The sequence below is a fragment of the Mycobacterium sp. TKK-01-0059 genome, assembly GCF_000709305.1.
GTDB lineage: Bacteria > Actinomycetota > Actinomycetes > Mycobacteriales > Mycobacteriaceae > Mycobacterium > Mycobacterium intracellulare.
This window is the reverse complement of record NZ_KL446993.1, coordinates 569,013-581,943: the sequence shown is the minus strand read 5'-3', so window position 1 is coordinate 581,943 and position 12,931 is coordinate 569,013. Positions and strand designations below refer to the sequence as shown.

Here is a 12,931-nt window from a genome sequence, read left to right as displayed (position 1 = left end):
CAGCGTCTCGCGTTACAAGAGAGGGCGAATATGTCAAGGACAGTGGTGGTCGGCGCCTCGAGTGGGCTGGGGCGTTGCATCGGGGTCGGTCTCGCGCAGCGCGGCGATCAGGTCGCGTTGCTTGCCCGGCGTCTGCAGCGCATCGAGGCCGCGGCCAAGGAGGCCGGCCCGAACGCGACCGCCATCGAATGCGATGTCACCGACGAGGCGTCCTGCCGGGCGGCGATCGGTCGGGCCGTCGACGCCCTCGGCGGGATCGACAACCTCGTCTACACACCCGCCGTCGGGCCGCTCGTGCGCATGGTGGACACCGACGCCGACACGTGGCGGCGCATCTTCGACACCAACGTGATCGGCGCATCGTTGGTGACGGCCGCGGCGATGCCGCACTTGACCGCGTCGGCCGGCAAGGCGGTGTACCTGTCCTCCGATGCGGGCACCTTCGGACCGCCGTGGCCGGGCCTGGGCGCGTACGGCGTCAGCAAGGCCGCCCTGGAACGGCTCGTGGAGGCGTGGCGGGCCGAACACTCCGACGTCGGCTTCACCAACCTGATCGTCGGGGAGTGCGCGGGCGGCGAGGGCGACGCGGCAACCGGAATGAACGCCGACTGGGATATGGACCTCGCCATGAAGGCGGTTCCGCTGTGGTCGTCGCGCGGCTGCATGCCCGGCAAATTGATGCCGGTCGACGACCTGATCGACGTCGTGCACACCATCCTGCGCACCAACGCCTCGACGTCGATGCCGCTCGTGGTCGCGCGCGGCGCGCCGGCCAGCCCGGCCGCGTTCGCCGAGGCCAACCAGTCCTAGCGCCGGCCGAGTTTCTCGCTCGCGAGGTCGGTGAGGAAGCGCGCCGCCGACGTCGGCCGGAACGCCAGCGCCGCCTCGGTGAGCGCGTCACGGGATTCGGTCGGCAGCTCGATGTCGGCGGCCGCGACGTTGAACTCGAGCTGCTCGACGCTGGACGCGCCGGGGATGGCCACCACGCCCGGGTAGCTGATCAACCAGGCGAGCGCCACCTGTGCCGGCTTGGCGCCGAGTTGCGTTGCGACGTCGCGCAACAACTGCAGCAGCGGCTCGACGCGGCGCAGGTTCTCGGTGCCGAACAACGAGTTCATCGCGCGAACGCCGCCGGGGCGGTTGTCGACGCCGTACTTGCCGCCCAGCAGTCCCTGCTCCAGCGGGCTATAGGCGATCACGATGCGGTTCTCCCGTTCGGCGAACGGCACCAGGTTCTTGAGCGCCTTCGGATAGGCGAGCGAGAAATGCACCTGGTTGCTGATGACCGGCCGGCCCAGCGCCGCGTCGGCCTTCTGCCACCGCTGCAGCGAATAGTTCGAGACGCCCGCCGCGCCGATCGTCCCGCGGTCCAGCAGGTCCCGCATCCCCGGCATGATCACCGAGTCGGGCACCACCGGGTTGGGCTGGTGGATCTGGTACAGCGGGATGCGGTCCAGTCCCAGCCGCCGGGCGCTGGCTCGCGCGCGTTGCCTGACGACGGCGGGGAAGGGAACGACCGGCATGATCTTGCTGGCCACCGCCACCTCGGCGCGTTCGTCGCCGAGTGCGGTGCCCAGGATCCGCTCGCTTTTGCCCAACCCGTAGACCTCGGCGGTGTCGAACAGCGTCACCCCCAGGGCTCGCGCGCGCCGCACGATGTCGCCCGCGGCGCCGGCGGCGTAGCTGTCGCCATAACCCCATTCGCGGGAGCCGAACTGCCAGGTGCCCAAGCCGATCCGGCTGACCCGCCCGACCCCGTCGACGTCGACATATTTCATCCGGTCAGCCTAGTGGCGATCGCAAGCGCGGCGGAGCCGGGCGCGGCGGGTCGCCACGCGTGGGCCGGTGGCGATCGCAAGCGCGGCGGAGCCGGGCGCGGCGGGTCGCCACGCGTGGGCCGGTGGCGATCGCAAGCGCGGCGGAGCCGGGCGCGGCGGGTCGCCACGCGTGGGCCGGTGGCGATCGCAAGCGCGGCGGAGCCGGGCGCGGCGGGTCGCCACGCCTGAACCGGTGGCCTTGCGTGCCGCTCAGCCGGGGATCTTGCCAAGGATGTAGTTGGCGATGGTGACCGCGGCCAGCCGGGGCCGTTCGCCGTCCGTGGTGCCGCTGGCCGACACGTTCAGGTCGAGGACGACGTTGGCCTTGGCCGCGACCGCCCGCGCCGAGCGCACCTGTATTCCCTTGGGCGTCAGGTCCAATGTGGTGATGCCGTTGCCGGCGTCAGCGGGAGCGCTCACCGCCATCTTGATCGGCTGCCCACCCGAAGCTGTCACGGTGACCGTCGAGCCGCCGCACTGGCGCCATCCGGACAGCAGCGTGTCCAGCTGGGACTGCGCCCCGGCCGGATCGCGGAACGCCGCCACGCCCTGGATGACTTGGATCGACTTGAACATGCTGCGCGTGTCGGTGAATTCGCCGGCGTGATACCCGGTGAAGGAGCCCGGGGTGTAGGCGTCCGGGCTGCCCGCGGCGATGCTTCCCCAGCATTCCGGGCGGTCGATGCTGCCGTCCTGCGCCGAGCGGCCGGGGCTGTTCCACGTCGGACCGACCTCGAGGTTCGCGTCGGAGGTGATGTTCCGCAGCGCGTCCAATCCGGGCAGCAGCGTGGTGATCGTGTCCGGTGGGACGGTCGGGGGCGGCGGCCCGGCCGAAGTGGTCGAGTCGTGTGCCGTCCGGTGCGACGACGTCGAGCCCCCCAGCGTCGCCCATCCGGCCAGCGCGACGACCGCCAACAGGATGAACACGTACGACAGCGTCACCCCGACCAGGGCGCGGTCGCGGCCGAGTTCGCCGGTGCGCCGGATCCGCGCCAATCCGAGGTGCCCCAGAACCGCTCCGGCGGGCGCGAACACGAACGCGAACACCAGTGACAGCGTCGCGAGGGTGTTGACGGCCGGGCGGTACGGCGGGGGCGCGGGCGGCGGCGGGATCACGGGCGGTTCCGCCGGGGGCTCGATCGGCTCCACCGGCTCGATCGGGGGGACCCGGCCGAGCGGGTCGTAACTCAGCGGGTTCTGCCAATACGGGTCCTGGGGGTTGGTCACGCCGTGCCTCCTTCGCGGCCGAACCTGCCCGAAATGTAGTCCACGACCAGGGACACATACCCCACCCGGGCCCGGCCACACCCGTTTGATGGCCGATTCCGCCGGGTAGCCGCTTCGGTGAGCGCGCAACAGCCCTGCGCGTCGAACCAAGGGAGATGGGAGGGACACCATGGCACGCACCGCCATCACGTCGCCCACCGACGTGGTCGACTTTCTCGTCAGTCAGCACGAGCAGATCAAGGCGATGTTCGCCGACACCCTGGCGGCGTCCGGAGAAGCACGGGAGAAGGCTTTTGTCGAGCTTCGGCGGCTGCTCGCCGTGCACGAGACCGCGGAGGAGGAAATCGTTCACCCGCGGGCCAAGCGCAAGATCGCCAATGGCACCACCGTGGTCGACAAGCGGCTGCACGAAGAGCACGAGGCCAAGACCGTGCTGCAGCGGCTGGAAAAGCTTGACGTCGACAGCGAGGAATTCACCCGCGAGTTGACCAAGCTGCGCGACGCGGTGATCGACCACGCCGAGCACGAGGAGCACGACGAATTCGCCAAGCTGGGCGAGGAATTGAGCGCCGACGAGCTGGAACGGATGGGCCGAGCCGCGCAGCTCGCCGAAGCGATCGCCCCCACCCGGCCCCACGCCGGTGTGGAATCACAGGTGGCCAACCTGGCCGCGGGCCCGTTCGCCGCGATGCTCGACCGCGCCCGCGACGCCATCGTGGGCAAGGGCTGACGAGCCACCCGAGGCTGGGTACCCCCGCTCGGTGGGGGAGCGGGGGTACCCACGCCGTCACATTCTGATGACAGCCACCGCGAAGGCCCCCGGCGCCGACCGCTATCTGCCCGAGGAGCGGGACATCGACGCGCTGCGCAGCGCGGCCGAAACATGCCACGGCTGTGCGCTTTTCGAAGACGCCACCCAAACCGTGTTCGGCAACGGGCATCCCGGGGCGCCGATCATGCTGGTGGGCGAGCAGCCCGGCGACCAGGAGGACCGCGCCGGTGAGCCATTCGTCGGGCCGGCGGGCCGACTGCTCGCACGGGCGCTCGAAGACGCCGGCATCGACCCGGTGCTGACCTATCAGACCAACGCCGTCAAGCATTTCAAGTTCACCCGCAAGGGCGGCAAACGGCGGATCCACCAAAAGCCCGGCCGCACCGAGGTCGTCGCCTGCCGGCCCTGGCTGATCGCCGAGATCGAGGCCGTGCAGCCCGAGGTCATCGTGTGCCTGGGGGCAACGGCCGCACAATCGTTGCTGGGCACCACGTTTCGGGTTTCCGAGCAGCGGGGCCGGGAGCTGAAGCTCCCGGCGTCCGTCGACATCGCAAGGACGCCCGAGCCCATCGTGGTGGCGACCGTGCACCCGTCGTCGGTGTTGCGCGACCGCAGCGACCGCCGCGACGAGGTCTACCAGTCGTTCGTCGACGACCTGCGCATCGCCCGCTCCGGGCTGGCGTAGCCGCTCGGCTGACCCGGCCGGGTCAGCTCTTCTTGTGCGGCATGAACTCCTGCATCTTGGTTTTCAGGCCAACCTTGACGAAGCCCACGCGGTCCTCGTCACCGGACAACACCGCGGTGGTGGCCGACTTGAACTGCTCCCAGGTGGCGTGCGGCGGGATGGGCGGCATGTCGGGATCGGTGAAGACGTCCAGCACGGTGGGGCGGTCGGCCGACAAGGCATTGCGCCACGCGTCGGACAATTCGTCCGGATCCTTGATCGCCATGGCGTTCAGGCCCAGGCTGGCCGCGAACGCGGCGAAGTCGACGTCGGGAAGGTTTTGGGACTCCGCGAATTTCGGGGCGCCGGCCATCGCACGCATCTCCCAGGTCACCTGGTTGAGGTCGTTGTTGTGCAGGATCGCGATGATCAGGCGGGGGTCTTTCCATTCGCTCCAGTAGCGCTTGATCGTGATCAGCTCGGCCATGCCGTTCATCTGCATGGCGCCGTCGCCGGCGAACACGATGACCGGCCGGTCCGGGTGGCCGAATTTCGCGCCGATGCCGTAGGGAACCCCGGGGCCCATCGTCGCCAGCGTCCCCGACAGCGAGCCGCGCATGTTGCCGCGGAAGCGCAGGTTGCGCGCGTACCAGTTGGCTGACGAGCCGGAATCGGCTGTGACAATGGCGTTGTCGGGCAGCTGCGGGGAGAGCTCGGAGAACAGCCGCATGGGGTTGATCGGGTCGGCGCTGACCATGGCTTCCTTGTCCATGGTCTCCCACCAGCGCGCCACGTTCTTCTCGACGCCTTCGCGCCACGACCGGTCCTCCTTGCGGCGCAGGTGCGGAATCAGGGCGCGCAGTGCGGACTTCGCGTCGGCGACCAGGTTGACCTCGTACGGGTAGCGCATCCCGATCATTCGCCCGTCGACGTCGATCTGCACCGCCCGGCACTGGTCGAACTGCGGCAGGAACTGCGTGTAGGGGAAACTGGATCCGACGGTGAGCAGCGTGTCGCAGCCCATCATCAGCTCGTAGCTCGGCCGCGTTCCCAACAGCCCGATAGATCCTGTGACCCAAGGCAATTCGTCCGACAGGACGTCCTTGCCCAGCAGCGCCTTGGCCGCGCCGGCGCCGAGCAGGTCGGCGACCTCGGCCAGCTCTTCGTGGGCCCCGCGCGCCCCGGTGCCCACCAGCATGGCGACCTTCTTGCCGGCGTTGAGGACGTCGGCGGCGCGCGCGATGGCGGCGTCGTCGGGGGCGATGTCCGGGTACTCGATGCCCAGGCTGGAGGGCACCATCTTGAACGCGTGCTCGGGCGGCGAGTACGGCAGCTCCTGGACGTCGCTGGGGATGATCAACGCCGTCGGCGCCCGCTGGGTCATCGCGATGCGGATCGCGCGGTCCAGCACGTTGGGCAATTGCTCGGGGACGGTGACCATTTGGACGTAGTCGCTGGCGACGTCCTTGAACAGGTTCAGCAGGTCGACCTCCTGCTGGTAGTTGCCGCCCATGGCGCTGCGGTTGGTTTGACCGACGATCGCCACCACCGGGACATGGTCGAGTTTGGCGTCGTAGAGGCCGTTGAGCAGGTGGACCGCGCCGGGGCCCGACGTCGCCGCGCACACGCCCACCCGGCCGGTGAACTTCGCGTAGCCGACCGCCTCGAAGGCGCTCATCTCCTCGTGGCGCGACTGGATGAACTGGGGCTTGTTGTCCGCCCGGCCCCACGCGGCGAGCAGGCCGTTGATGCCGTCGCCCGGGTAGCCGAACACGTGCTCGACGCCCCACGCCCGCAACCGTTCCAGCAGGTAGTCGGAGACCTCTTGTTTGGACATGTTGTTCCCTCCTGGGCAGACGGTTCTTCAGTGCTGGCGGGTGGGCGTGTGTGGCTGTTGGTTGAACCACCTGCAGGCAGGCGTGACTACGGCAGGCGGCCGCGCATGGGCGGCTTTGGCACTTCCCACAGGTGCCGGGTTACCCGCAAAGAGGGTTGTTATTCCCCTTCACGAACCGTTCGGCGGACTCACAGCGAGTTAACAGCCGGGGTGGGGAATCGTTTATGCCGTCTTGCGCAGGCCGGACGATCCGTTTGCGCTGTCGGCCTTGGCCACGCGCCGGATCAGCATTCGGGTGGCCTTGTCCAGAATCTCCTGCGCCACGTCGGGCGATTTGGCGCGCTCGGCGCGGCGCGTCGCCGCGGCGATGGTCAGACCCTGCTCATAGCCGGTGACGACGCGGGGATCCACGTACGATCCGCGCGCCACCGCCGGCGTGTTGCCCAGCTCCTCGGCGACCTCTTTCATCACGGCGGCCTCGACGCGCTTGGCCACCCGGCCCGATACCGCCGGGTCGGCGTCGGCGAAGGCCGCGGCCGCCAGCACCGTGCCGTGCCACGTTCGCAGGTCCTTGACGGTGTAGTCGTCGCCGGCCAGCTCCTTGAATCGGGCGTTGAGGTCGTCGGCGCGCACATCGATCCACCCGGAAGAGTTGCGGCACACCAGCAATCGTTCGGTGCGGTCGGGCCTGCGCATCAGCGCACGCACCGCGCGGACCACGTCGGGGTCCTCGATTTCCACGGTGCGACGAACCCCGCTCTTGGCCGGAAAGTCGAATTCGACCGCGTCGCGCCGGACCACCACGTGCTCACATAGCAGGGTGGACAACCCGTAGGACTCGTGTTCCTCGGCGTATTGCTCGCCGCCGGCGCGGAAGTAGCCGCGGTCGAGCAGGCGCAGCGCGAGCGCCAGCACCCGCTTGCGGGTCAAGCCCTGGCGCGCAAGGTCTTTGGCGATCTCGGCGCGGCAGTCGGGAAGCCGCGTCGAAAGTTCCAGCACCCGGTCGAACTTCTCCTCGGCGCGTTCGGCCTGCCAGGCGCAGTGGTAGAGGTACTGCCGGCGCCCGGCGGCGTCGACGCCGACGGCCTGGATGTGGCCGTTCGGATGCGGCGAGATCCACACCTTCTTCCACGCCGGCGGGATGACCAGATCCTTGATGCGCTGCAGGGTTTCCGGATCGGAAACCGGCTTGCCGCCCGGCTCGTAGTAGGAGAAGCCCTTTCCGCGACGCTTGCGCGCGATTCCCGGCTTGCTCAGCACGCTGCGACGCAGTCGCATCATCGGCCCTCCACTTCCGTTCGCCGCCCGCACCGATATTCGCCAGAAGTACCCGCCCGCAAAGCCGTTCACACGGGCCCTCGGGGCTCAACGCGGAAACGACCCGCCACATCGTCGTGGCGGGTCGTCTCGTGGGCTGGATCAGCCGGCCATGAACTCGTGGTAGGCCGACTCCAGGTACGGCGGCAGGGCGGTGACATTGCACTGCCTTTCGGTCTCGCCGATCGGCGCGAGGATGCCGCGCAGGTCGTAGTACTCCTGCGGGTGCCCGGTGAAGTAGCTGCGCAGGCTCGATGCGGCCTCGGGGCGCGGCTGGCCATAGGCGGCCGTCACCACCTGGTTGGCCCCGGGGTGCGCAGCCAAATACTGCTCGGCGGATCCTTGCACCGAGGAGACGGTGGAGTTCACACCGGCGGGGCTGCAGTCGGGTGCCGCGGCAGCCGACGGCGCGCCGACGATGCCCATGGCCATCCCCCCGAGCAGGCAGCCGGCGCTGACTCCGGCCACTCGGCGGCGCGCGACAATACTGCTGATTTTCATGATGTTTGTTGTCCTTCGAAACGAAATGGATTTCTTTCGACTGAGGCTCCCGATCCTCGAATTCCAAAGTAGCGGAGGCAAACAGTGGCGATGTTCGCTGACGACGAACGATCGGGCGCGCTTGGGCCGTTGAGGGCGCTCGCGGCCGTCTTTGCTAAGCGAACCGTGAAGCGGTCCGAAAATTTCTAAGAGAACGCACCCGTTCTTAACCAATCGTGATGTCGATCGTGACGCAATCGTTATTCGCGGTGCGCTGACCGTGGACGGTTGATCATGCCGTGCGACGGGTATTCCGGACCGTCCCCGCGATACGAGGGCGAAAGGTGGGCATCGGGGTGGGCATTGCGGCGCGTGCGCAGCGGGTAGTGGCGCTGACGGCGTGGGCTTTCGCGGTGTGGATCCTGCTGACCTGGACCCCGACGGTGGAAAACCTGCTGGTCGGCCTGGTGGTCGCGGTGGGGTGCGGGTTCGCTTTCGCTCCGCTGGGCCCGGTCGCCGGGCCGTGGTCGGCGTTGGCGCCGCGCCGCCTCGCCGCGCTGGTGGCGCTCGCGGCCGCCTGTGCGGCGCGCATCGTGGCCGCCAACCTGTCGCTGTCGCGCCGCATCTTGTCGCCGTCGCGGCCGCTGCGCTCGGGCATGATCATCGTGCCGACCCAGGCGCGCTCCGACGGGGAACTCGCCGCGACGGGCCTGCTGACGTCCCTGGTCGTGGACAACCAGTTCGTCGACCTCGACCGCGGCCGGCACCTGTTGCAGTATCACGCGATGGCCGTGCCGCGCGGCCCGGCGCGGGAATCGGTGAACGGGCCACTGGAGAGCCGAGTGATCGCGGTGGCCCGGGCTCGGGGCGGGAGAAGCGGATGAGCGGCGTGCTTTCGGGGGTCTGCATCGCGCAACTGCTGGTGGCGTGCCTGCTGCTGATTCGGCTGGCGCGGGGGCCGTCGGTGTCGGATCGCGTGGTCGCGCTGAACACCATCTCCACGCAGTGCGCGCTGGTGGTGTTGTTCTACGCCGCCGTGGCCGACCGCGCGATTTATCTGGACGTGGCGCTGTGGCTGGCCTCGTTCAGTTACCTCGGCGCGCTGGTGTGGGCGCGGTACCTGGAGCGGGGTCTGCTGTGAGCTCCGTCGTCACCGAGGCGCTAGTGGTCGTCTTATGCGTTGTGGGAGTGTTCTTTTCGCTGAGCGGGGCGATCGGCATCCTGCGCATGCCCGACGTCTACACGCGAATCCAGTGTTCCTCCAAGACAATCACCGCCGGCGCGTTACCGCTGTTGGCCGGTCTGGCGGTGGCCAAAGGGCCTTTCACCGAGTACGGCTCGAGGGCGCTGCTGGTCGCCGTGTTGCTCCTGCTGGTCAATCCGATCGCCGCGCACGCGTTGGCGCGGGCGGCGTACAAGACCGGGGTGCCGATGTGGCACGGCGCGGTCATCGACCAGCCCGAGGGGCCCGGAGCGGGCCGGTGACATCGCTGTGGGCGGTCGACTATCTGTGCCTGGCGCTGGTCATCGCCTGCGCGGTGCTGGTGGTGTTCCAGCGCAGCATCACCGGTTCGGTGATGGCCCTGTCGGCAATGGGCACCGTGCTGGGCGCGCTGTTCGTGGTCATGGCCGCGCCGGACGTCGCGCTCGCCACGGTCGCGGTCGGCGCGATCGCCCAGCCGGTCCTGTACTTGATCGCCATCGGGAAGATTCGCACCGACGTTTTCGACCGGGGTGAGCTGGGCGAGGCCCTCGACGATGGTGGTGCCCGCGGTGACTGATCGACGATCCCCGCGCGAGGCCGGGTGGCACCGCGTGTGGCTGGGCGGGCTGCTGGTCGGCGGTTTCGCCGCCGTGGTGGCCGTCGGCCTCACGGCCTTGCCCGACGGTTCAAACGCGTTGCCGGACATTGCAAGGCACGCGATGGCGATCGCTCTGCCGCGGTGGGGGACCACCGAGGCGGTCAGCGAAGTGGTCTACGGCAGCCGGGCATTCGACACGTTCGGCGAGACGTTCCTGTTGCTGGCCGCCGTCGTCGCGGTGCTGCTGCTCTCGCGGGGCCGCGAACCGCGGTCGGAGTTCGTCGGCGAAGCCAGCGCCGGGCGCGCCGAGCAGGAGAAGGCCGACCCCGACGAAGGCCCCGACCCGCGGGAGTCACAGGCGCGTGCGGCGGAAGACCAAGAGCGCCAGGACGAGCCGGAGCCCGCCCCCGAGCACGCCGACGACGACGTGCTGGGCGCGCCCGCCCCGGAGCGCGCGGTCGCGATGACGGTCGTGGTGCGAGTGGGCGCGCGCGTCGCCGCGGTCATCCTGGCGGTCGCCGGGGTCTACCTGGCCGCGTGGGGCTACACGCCCGGCGGCGGTTTTCCCGCCGGGGTGGTGCTGGCGGGCTGCGTCGTCCTGCTCTATACGGCGCTCGGGCACCGCGCGGTGCGCGCCGCGGTGCGCCCGGCGACGCTGGAGGTCGCCGAAATGGCCGGTGCCGCAGCCATTGTCGCGGTCGGCCTGGCGGGCATGTGGCTGACCGGTTCATTCCTGGCCAATTGGCTTCCGCTGGCGCCCCAACAGACGATCCGCGCCGGTGGCACGCTGCAGGTGATCTCGGCCGCCGAGTTGGTGGAGGTGGCCACCGGCATCACGATCGCGGTGTTCGCGTTGCTGGGCATGGGACATGACTGGACACCCGACGAGGACGAATCATGATCGTCGCCAACTACGTCGCCGCCGGGGTGTTGTTCTGCCTCGGTTTGTTCGCGGTGACGTCGCGCCGCAACCTGGTCAAAATCGTCCTCGGCCTGTCACTGATGGAGTCCTCGACCTATCTGCTCTTGGTGTCGATGGCCTATCGCAACGACTCGACCGCGCCGGTGCTCGCCGGGCTGCCGGGCGGGCGCACTCAAAAAGACCTGGTTGCCGGGAACGTGGCCGATCCGGTGCTGCAGAACTTCTGCATCACCGCGGTGGTCATCGGGGTGGCCATCACCGCGGTGTTCTTGACGGTGGTGGTCCGGGTGGCCCAGCACTACCGCAGCGTCGACGCGGCGGACCTGACCGAGCTGCGGGGCTGAGCCGGTGCCGACGCCCGCGCAGCTGCTCCCGTTGCCAGTGGTGCTCCCGCTGATCGGCGCGGTGCTGGCTCCGCTGGCCGCCCGGCGGGCGCGGCGGGCGCCGCTGTGGGTGGCGGTGACCGCGTTGAGCGCATCGCTGGCGGTGCTGCTGGGCGTCGCCGCGCGCGTGTTCGCCGGTACCGGTCATCTGTTGACGCACTTCCTGTCCAACGAACACCCGGTGCGGGGCGCGTCGCTCGGAATCGCCTTGGTGGCAGACCCTTTCGGGCTCACCTTCGCCACGCTGGCCGCCGGGGTGGGCGTCGTGTTGGTGGTCAGCGCGCTTTCCGAACTCGGCGACCTCGGCCGCCGAGAGCTGGGTGGCCTGGCCTGCCTGGTGCAGCTGCTGTTGGCCGCGCTGATCGGGGCCGCGCTCACCGCCGACACGGTCAATCTGTTCGTCTGGTTCGAGGTGGCCGCGCTGGCCAGCTACGGCCTGACCGGTTTCTTTCTGGAACGCCCCATCGCGGTGGAGGCCGCCTTCAAAAACCTGGTCCTCACCAGCATCGCCGGCTTCTCGGTTTTCATCGGCAGCGCGATGCTCTACTCGGCGACCGGGGCGCTGAACTTCGGGCAACTGCACGGCGCCGTCGCCGCCGGTGCCACCAGGGCGACGCTGCTCGCGGTCGCGTTTCTGGTGGCGGGCTTCGCGACCAAGGCCGGCCTGGTGCCTTTCCACGCCTGGCTGCCCGACACTCACACCCCCGTCCCGGGAGCAGTGTCGGCGCTGTTCTCGGCGCTGATGGTCGACCTCGGGGTGGTGGCGCTGGCCCGCCTCAGGCTGCAGGTCTTCGTGAACCTGCCGTCGCTGCCGGCCCTGCTGACCGGACTCGGCCTGGCCTCGGCGCTGGTCGGCGCGGCGATGGCATTGCTGCAAGACGACCTCAAGCGATTGCTGGCCTGGGACACCGTCGCCCAAACCGGAGTCCTGACAACGGGATTCGCGAGCAGGACCGCGGACGGCGTCGCGGGTGCGGTCTATCACCTGGTCAACCACGGACTGTTCAAGGCGCTGCTATTCCTGTGCGCCGGCGCGGTGGTGCACGCCACCGGGCTGACCAGACTCTCCGAGATGGGCGGGCTGGCGCGTCGGCGTCCGCTGCTGACCGCGGCCTTCACGGTCGGGGTGTTGTCGATCGCCGGCCTGCCGCCGCTGAACGGCTATGCCTCACTTGGCTTGATACACAAGGGTTTGTCGGACCAGCCAGCCGTGCTGGGCGGTGCGCTGCTGGCGCAGGTCCTGACCGTCGCCGCCCTGGGGCGCGCCGCATACCTGGGCTTCTACCGCCGCCGGAACCGGGCCTACTCCCATTTGGAGCCGATCCGGCCGGGCATGAAGGCCAGCCTGATCATGTTGAGCGCGTGCTGCCTGGGCTTCGGCGTGCTGGCCGGCCCGTTCGTCGCGCACGTCGCCGGCCCCGCCACTGCCGGGCTGCTCGACCCGGCGGGATATGCGGCGGGCGCTTTGGGGTCGGCGGTCACGCTGCCGGACCCGGGCGTGGGATTTGGCTATGTCGAACCGAAGACGTTGGGAACCATCGCCATCGAGCTGATCCTCGGTGTGGTGCTGCTGGTGCTGGCGCTGCGGCGCGACGGCGTTGCGCGATCGCTGGGGTGGCTGCGGCGCGTCCACACCGGGAGCATCAACGACTACGCCGCGTTCGTCACCGTCGGGATGATCGTCGTCAGTTGTGCGCTGCTGCTGTGAGC

General features: G+C 69.4%; 15 protein-coding genes. 10 read left to right on the top strand and 5 right to left on the bottom strand.

Annotated features, from left to right (window positions below; all coding sequences use genetic code 11):
- The first annotated feature begins 42 nt into the window (after window positions 1–42).
- Entirely contained in the window at window positions 43–810 is a 768-nt protein-coding gene (locus K883_RS03015; RefSeq protein WP_008259541.1) for an SDR family oxidoreductase, read from the top strand.
- On the opposite strand, the gene K883_RS03010 is transcribed toward K883_RS03015, so the two are convergent.
- Complete coding sequence (locus K883_RS03010) at window positions 807–1,778, bottom strand: aldo/keto reductase (protein ID WP_008259540.1); 972 nt, start codon at window positions 1,776–1,778, stop codon at window positions 807–809. The two genes, K883_RS03015 and K883_RS03010, sit on opposite strands and share 4 nt — an antisense overlap.
- 249 nt (window positions 1,779–2,027) lie before the next feature.
- Window positions 2,028–3,044, bottom strand: a complete 1,017-nt coding sequence (locus K883_RS03005; RefSeq protein ID WP_008259538.1) for a sensor domain-containing protein — start codon at window positions 3,042–3,044, stop codon at window positions 2,028–2,030.
- Between the two features lie 169 nt (window positions 3,045–3,213).
- Between K883_RS03005 and K883_RS03000 the strand changes: the two genes are divergently transcribed.
- On the top strand, window positions 3,214–3,774 hold the full coding sequence (locus tag K883_RS03000; protein ID WP_008259537.1) for a hemerythrin domain-containing protein: 561 nt from the start codon (window positions 3,214–3,216) through the stop codon (window positions 3,772–3,774).
- A gap of 67 nt (window positions 3,775–3,841) precedes the next feature.
- The gene (locus K883_RS02995) at window positions 3,842–4,501 is read left to right on the top strand and encodes a UdgX family uracil-DNA binding protein (protein ID WP_008259535.1); all 660 of its coding nucleotides are present in this window, start codon (window positions 3,842–3,844) and stop codon (window positions 4,499–4,501) included.
- Between the two features lie 22 nt (window positions 4,502–4,523).
- On the opposite strand, the gene K883_RS02990 is transcribed toward K883_RS02995, so the two are convergent.
- The 3 genes from K883_RS02990 to K883_RS02980 form a co-directional block, all read right to left on the bottom strand.
- Entirely contained in the window at window positions 4,524–6,317 is a 1,794-nt protein-coding gene (locus K883_RS02990; RefSeq protein ID WP_008259533.1) for a thiamine pyrophosphate-requiring protein, read from the bottom strand.
- Window positions 6,318–6,539: 222 nt separating this feature from the next.
- Window positions 6,540–7,595 (bottom strand): DNA topoisomerase IB, encoded by a 1,056-nt coding sequence (locus K883_RS02985; protein WP_036429590.1) that lies wholly within the window; start codon window positions 7,593–7,595, stop codon window positions 6,540–6,542.
- A gap of 141 nt (window positions 7,596–7,736) precedes the next feature.
- A complete protein-coding gene (locus K883_RS02980) occupies window positions 7,737–8,135 on the bottom strand; it encodes a heme-binding protein (protein ID WP_008259529.1) in 399 nt (132 codons plus the stop codon).
- Between the two features lie 323 nt (window positions 8,136–8,458).
- Between K883_RS02980 and K883_RS02975 the strand changes: the two genes are divergently transcribed.
- The 7 genes from K883_RS02975 to K883_RS02945 are packed head-to-tail and all read left to right on the top strand — an operon-like array spanning window position 8,459 to window position 12,929.
- Window positions 8,459–8,998, top strand: a complete 540-nt coding sequence (locus K883_RS02975; protein WP_008259526.1) for a Na+/H+ antiporter subunit E — start codon at window positions 8,459–8,461, stop codon at window positions 8,996–8,998.
- Window positions 8,995–9,255 (top strand): MrpF/PhaF family protein, encoded by a 261-nt coding sequence (locus K883_RS02970; RefSeq protein WP_008259523.1) that lies wholly within the window; start codon window positions 8,995–8,997, stop codon window positions 9,253–9,255. Before K883_RS02975 ends, K883_RS02970 begins: the two co-directional genes overlap by 4 nt.
- A complete protein-coding gene (mnhG, locus tag K883_RS02965; RefSeq protein ID WP_008259519.1) occupies window positions 9,252–9,599 on the top strand; it encodes a monovalent cation/H(+) antiporter subunit G in 348 nt (115 codons plus the stop codon). Before K883_RS02970 ends, mnhG begins: the two co-directional genes overlap by 4 nt.
- On the top strand, window positions 9,596–9,895 hold the full coding sequence (locus tag K883_RS02960) for a Na(+)/H(+) antiporter subunit B (protein ID WP_008259518.1): 300 nt from the start codon (window positions 9,596–9,598) through the stop codon (window positions 9,893–9,895). Before mnhG ends, K883_RS02960 begins: the two co-directional genes overlap by 4 nt.
- The gene (locus tag K883_RS02955; RefSeq protein WP_008259517.1) at window positions 9,873–10,817 is read left to right on the top strand and encodes an MnhB domain-containing protein; all 945 of its coding nucleotides are present in this window, start codon (window positions 9,873–9,875) and stop codon (window positions 10,815–10,817) included. The genes K883_RS02960 and K883_RS02955 overlap by 23 nt, the downstream gene beginning before the upstream one ends.
- Entirely contained in the window at window positions 10,814–11,182 is a 369-nt protein-coding gene (locus K883_RS02950; RefSeq protein WP_008259516.1) for a Na+/H+ antiporter subunit C, read from the top strand. Before K883_RS02955 ends, K883_RS02950 begins: the two co-directional genes overlap by 4 nt.
- Before the next feature lie 4 nt (window positions 11,183–11,186).
- Entirely contained in the window at window positions 11,187–12,929 is a 1,743-nt protein-coding gene (locus K883_RS02945; RefSeq protein ID WP_008259515.1) for a complex I subunit 5 family protein, read from the top strand.
- Window positions 12,930–12,931: the final 2 nt, after the last annotated feature.

Excerpts from the sequence above, each read along its gene's own strand:
- K883_RS02955 (WP_008259517.1), top strand. The coding sequence starts at position 9,873 with ATGGTGGTGCCCGCGGTGACTGATCGACGATCCCCGCGCGAGGCCGGG.
- K883_RS02985 (WP_036429590.1), bottom strand. The coding sequence starts at position 7,595 with ATGCGACTGCGTCGCAGCGTGCTGAGCAAGCCGGGAATCGCGCGCAAG.
- K883_RS03000 (WP_008259537.1), top strand. The coding sequence starts at position 3,214 with ATGGCACGCACCGCCATCACGTCGCCCACCGACGTGGTCGACTTTCTC.
- K883_RS03010 (WP_008259540.1), bottom strand. The coding sequence starts at position 1,778 with ATGAAATATGTCGACGTCGACGGGGTCGGGCGGGTCAGCCGGATCGGC.
- K883_RS02990 (WP_008259533.1), bottom strand. The coding sequence starts at position 6,317 with ATGTCCAAACAAGAGGTCTCCGACTACCTGCTGGAACGGTTGCGGGCG.
- K883_RS02970 (WP_008259523.1), top strand. The coding sequence starts at position 8,995 with ATGAGCGGCGTGCTTTCGGGGGTCTGCATCGCGCAACTGCTGGTGGCG.
- K883_RS02995 (WP_008259535.1), top strand. The coding sequence starts at position 3,842 with ATGACAGCCACCGCGAAGGCCCCCGGCGCCGACCGCTATCTGCCCGAG.
- K883_RS02950 (WP_008259516.1), top strand. The coding sequence starts at position 10,814 with ATGATCGTCGCCAACTACGTCGCCGCCGGGGTGTTGTTCTGCCTCGGT.
- K883_RS02980 (WP_008259529.1), bottom strand. The coding sequence starts at position 8,135 with ATGAAAATCAGCAGTATTGTCGCGCGCCGCCGAGTGGCCGGAGTCAGC.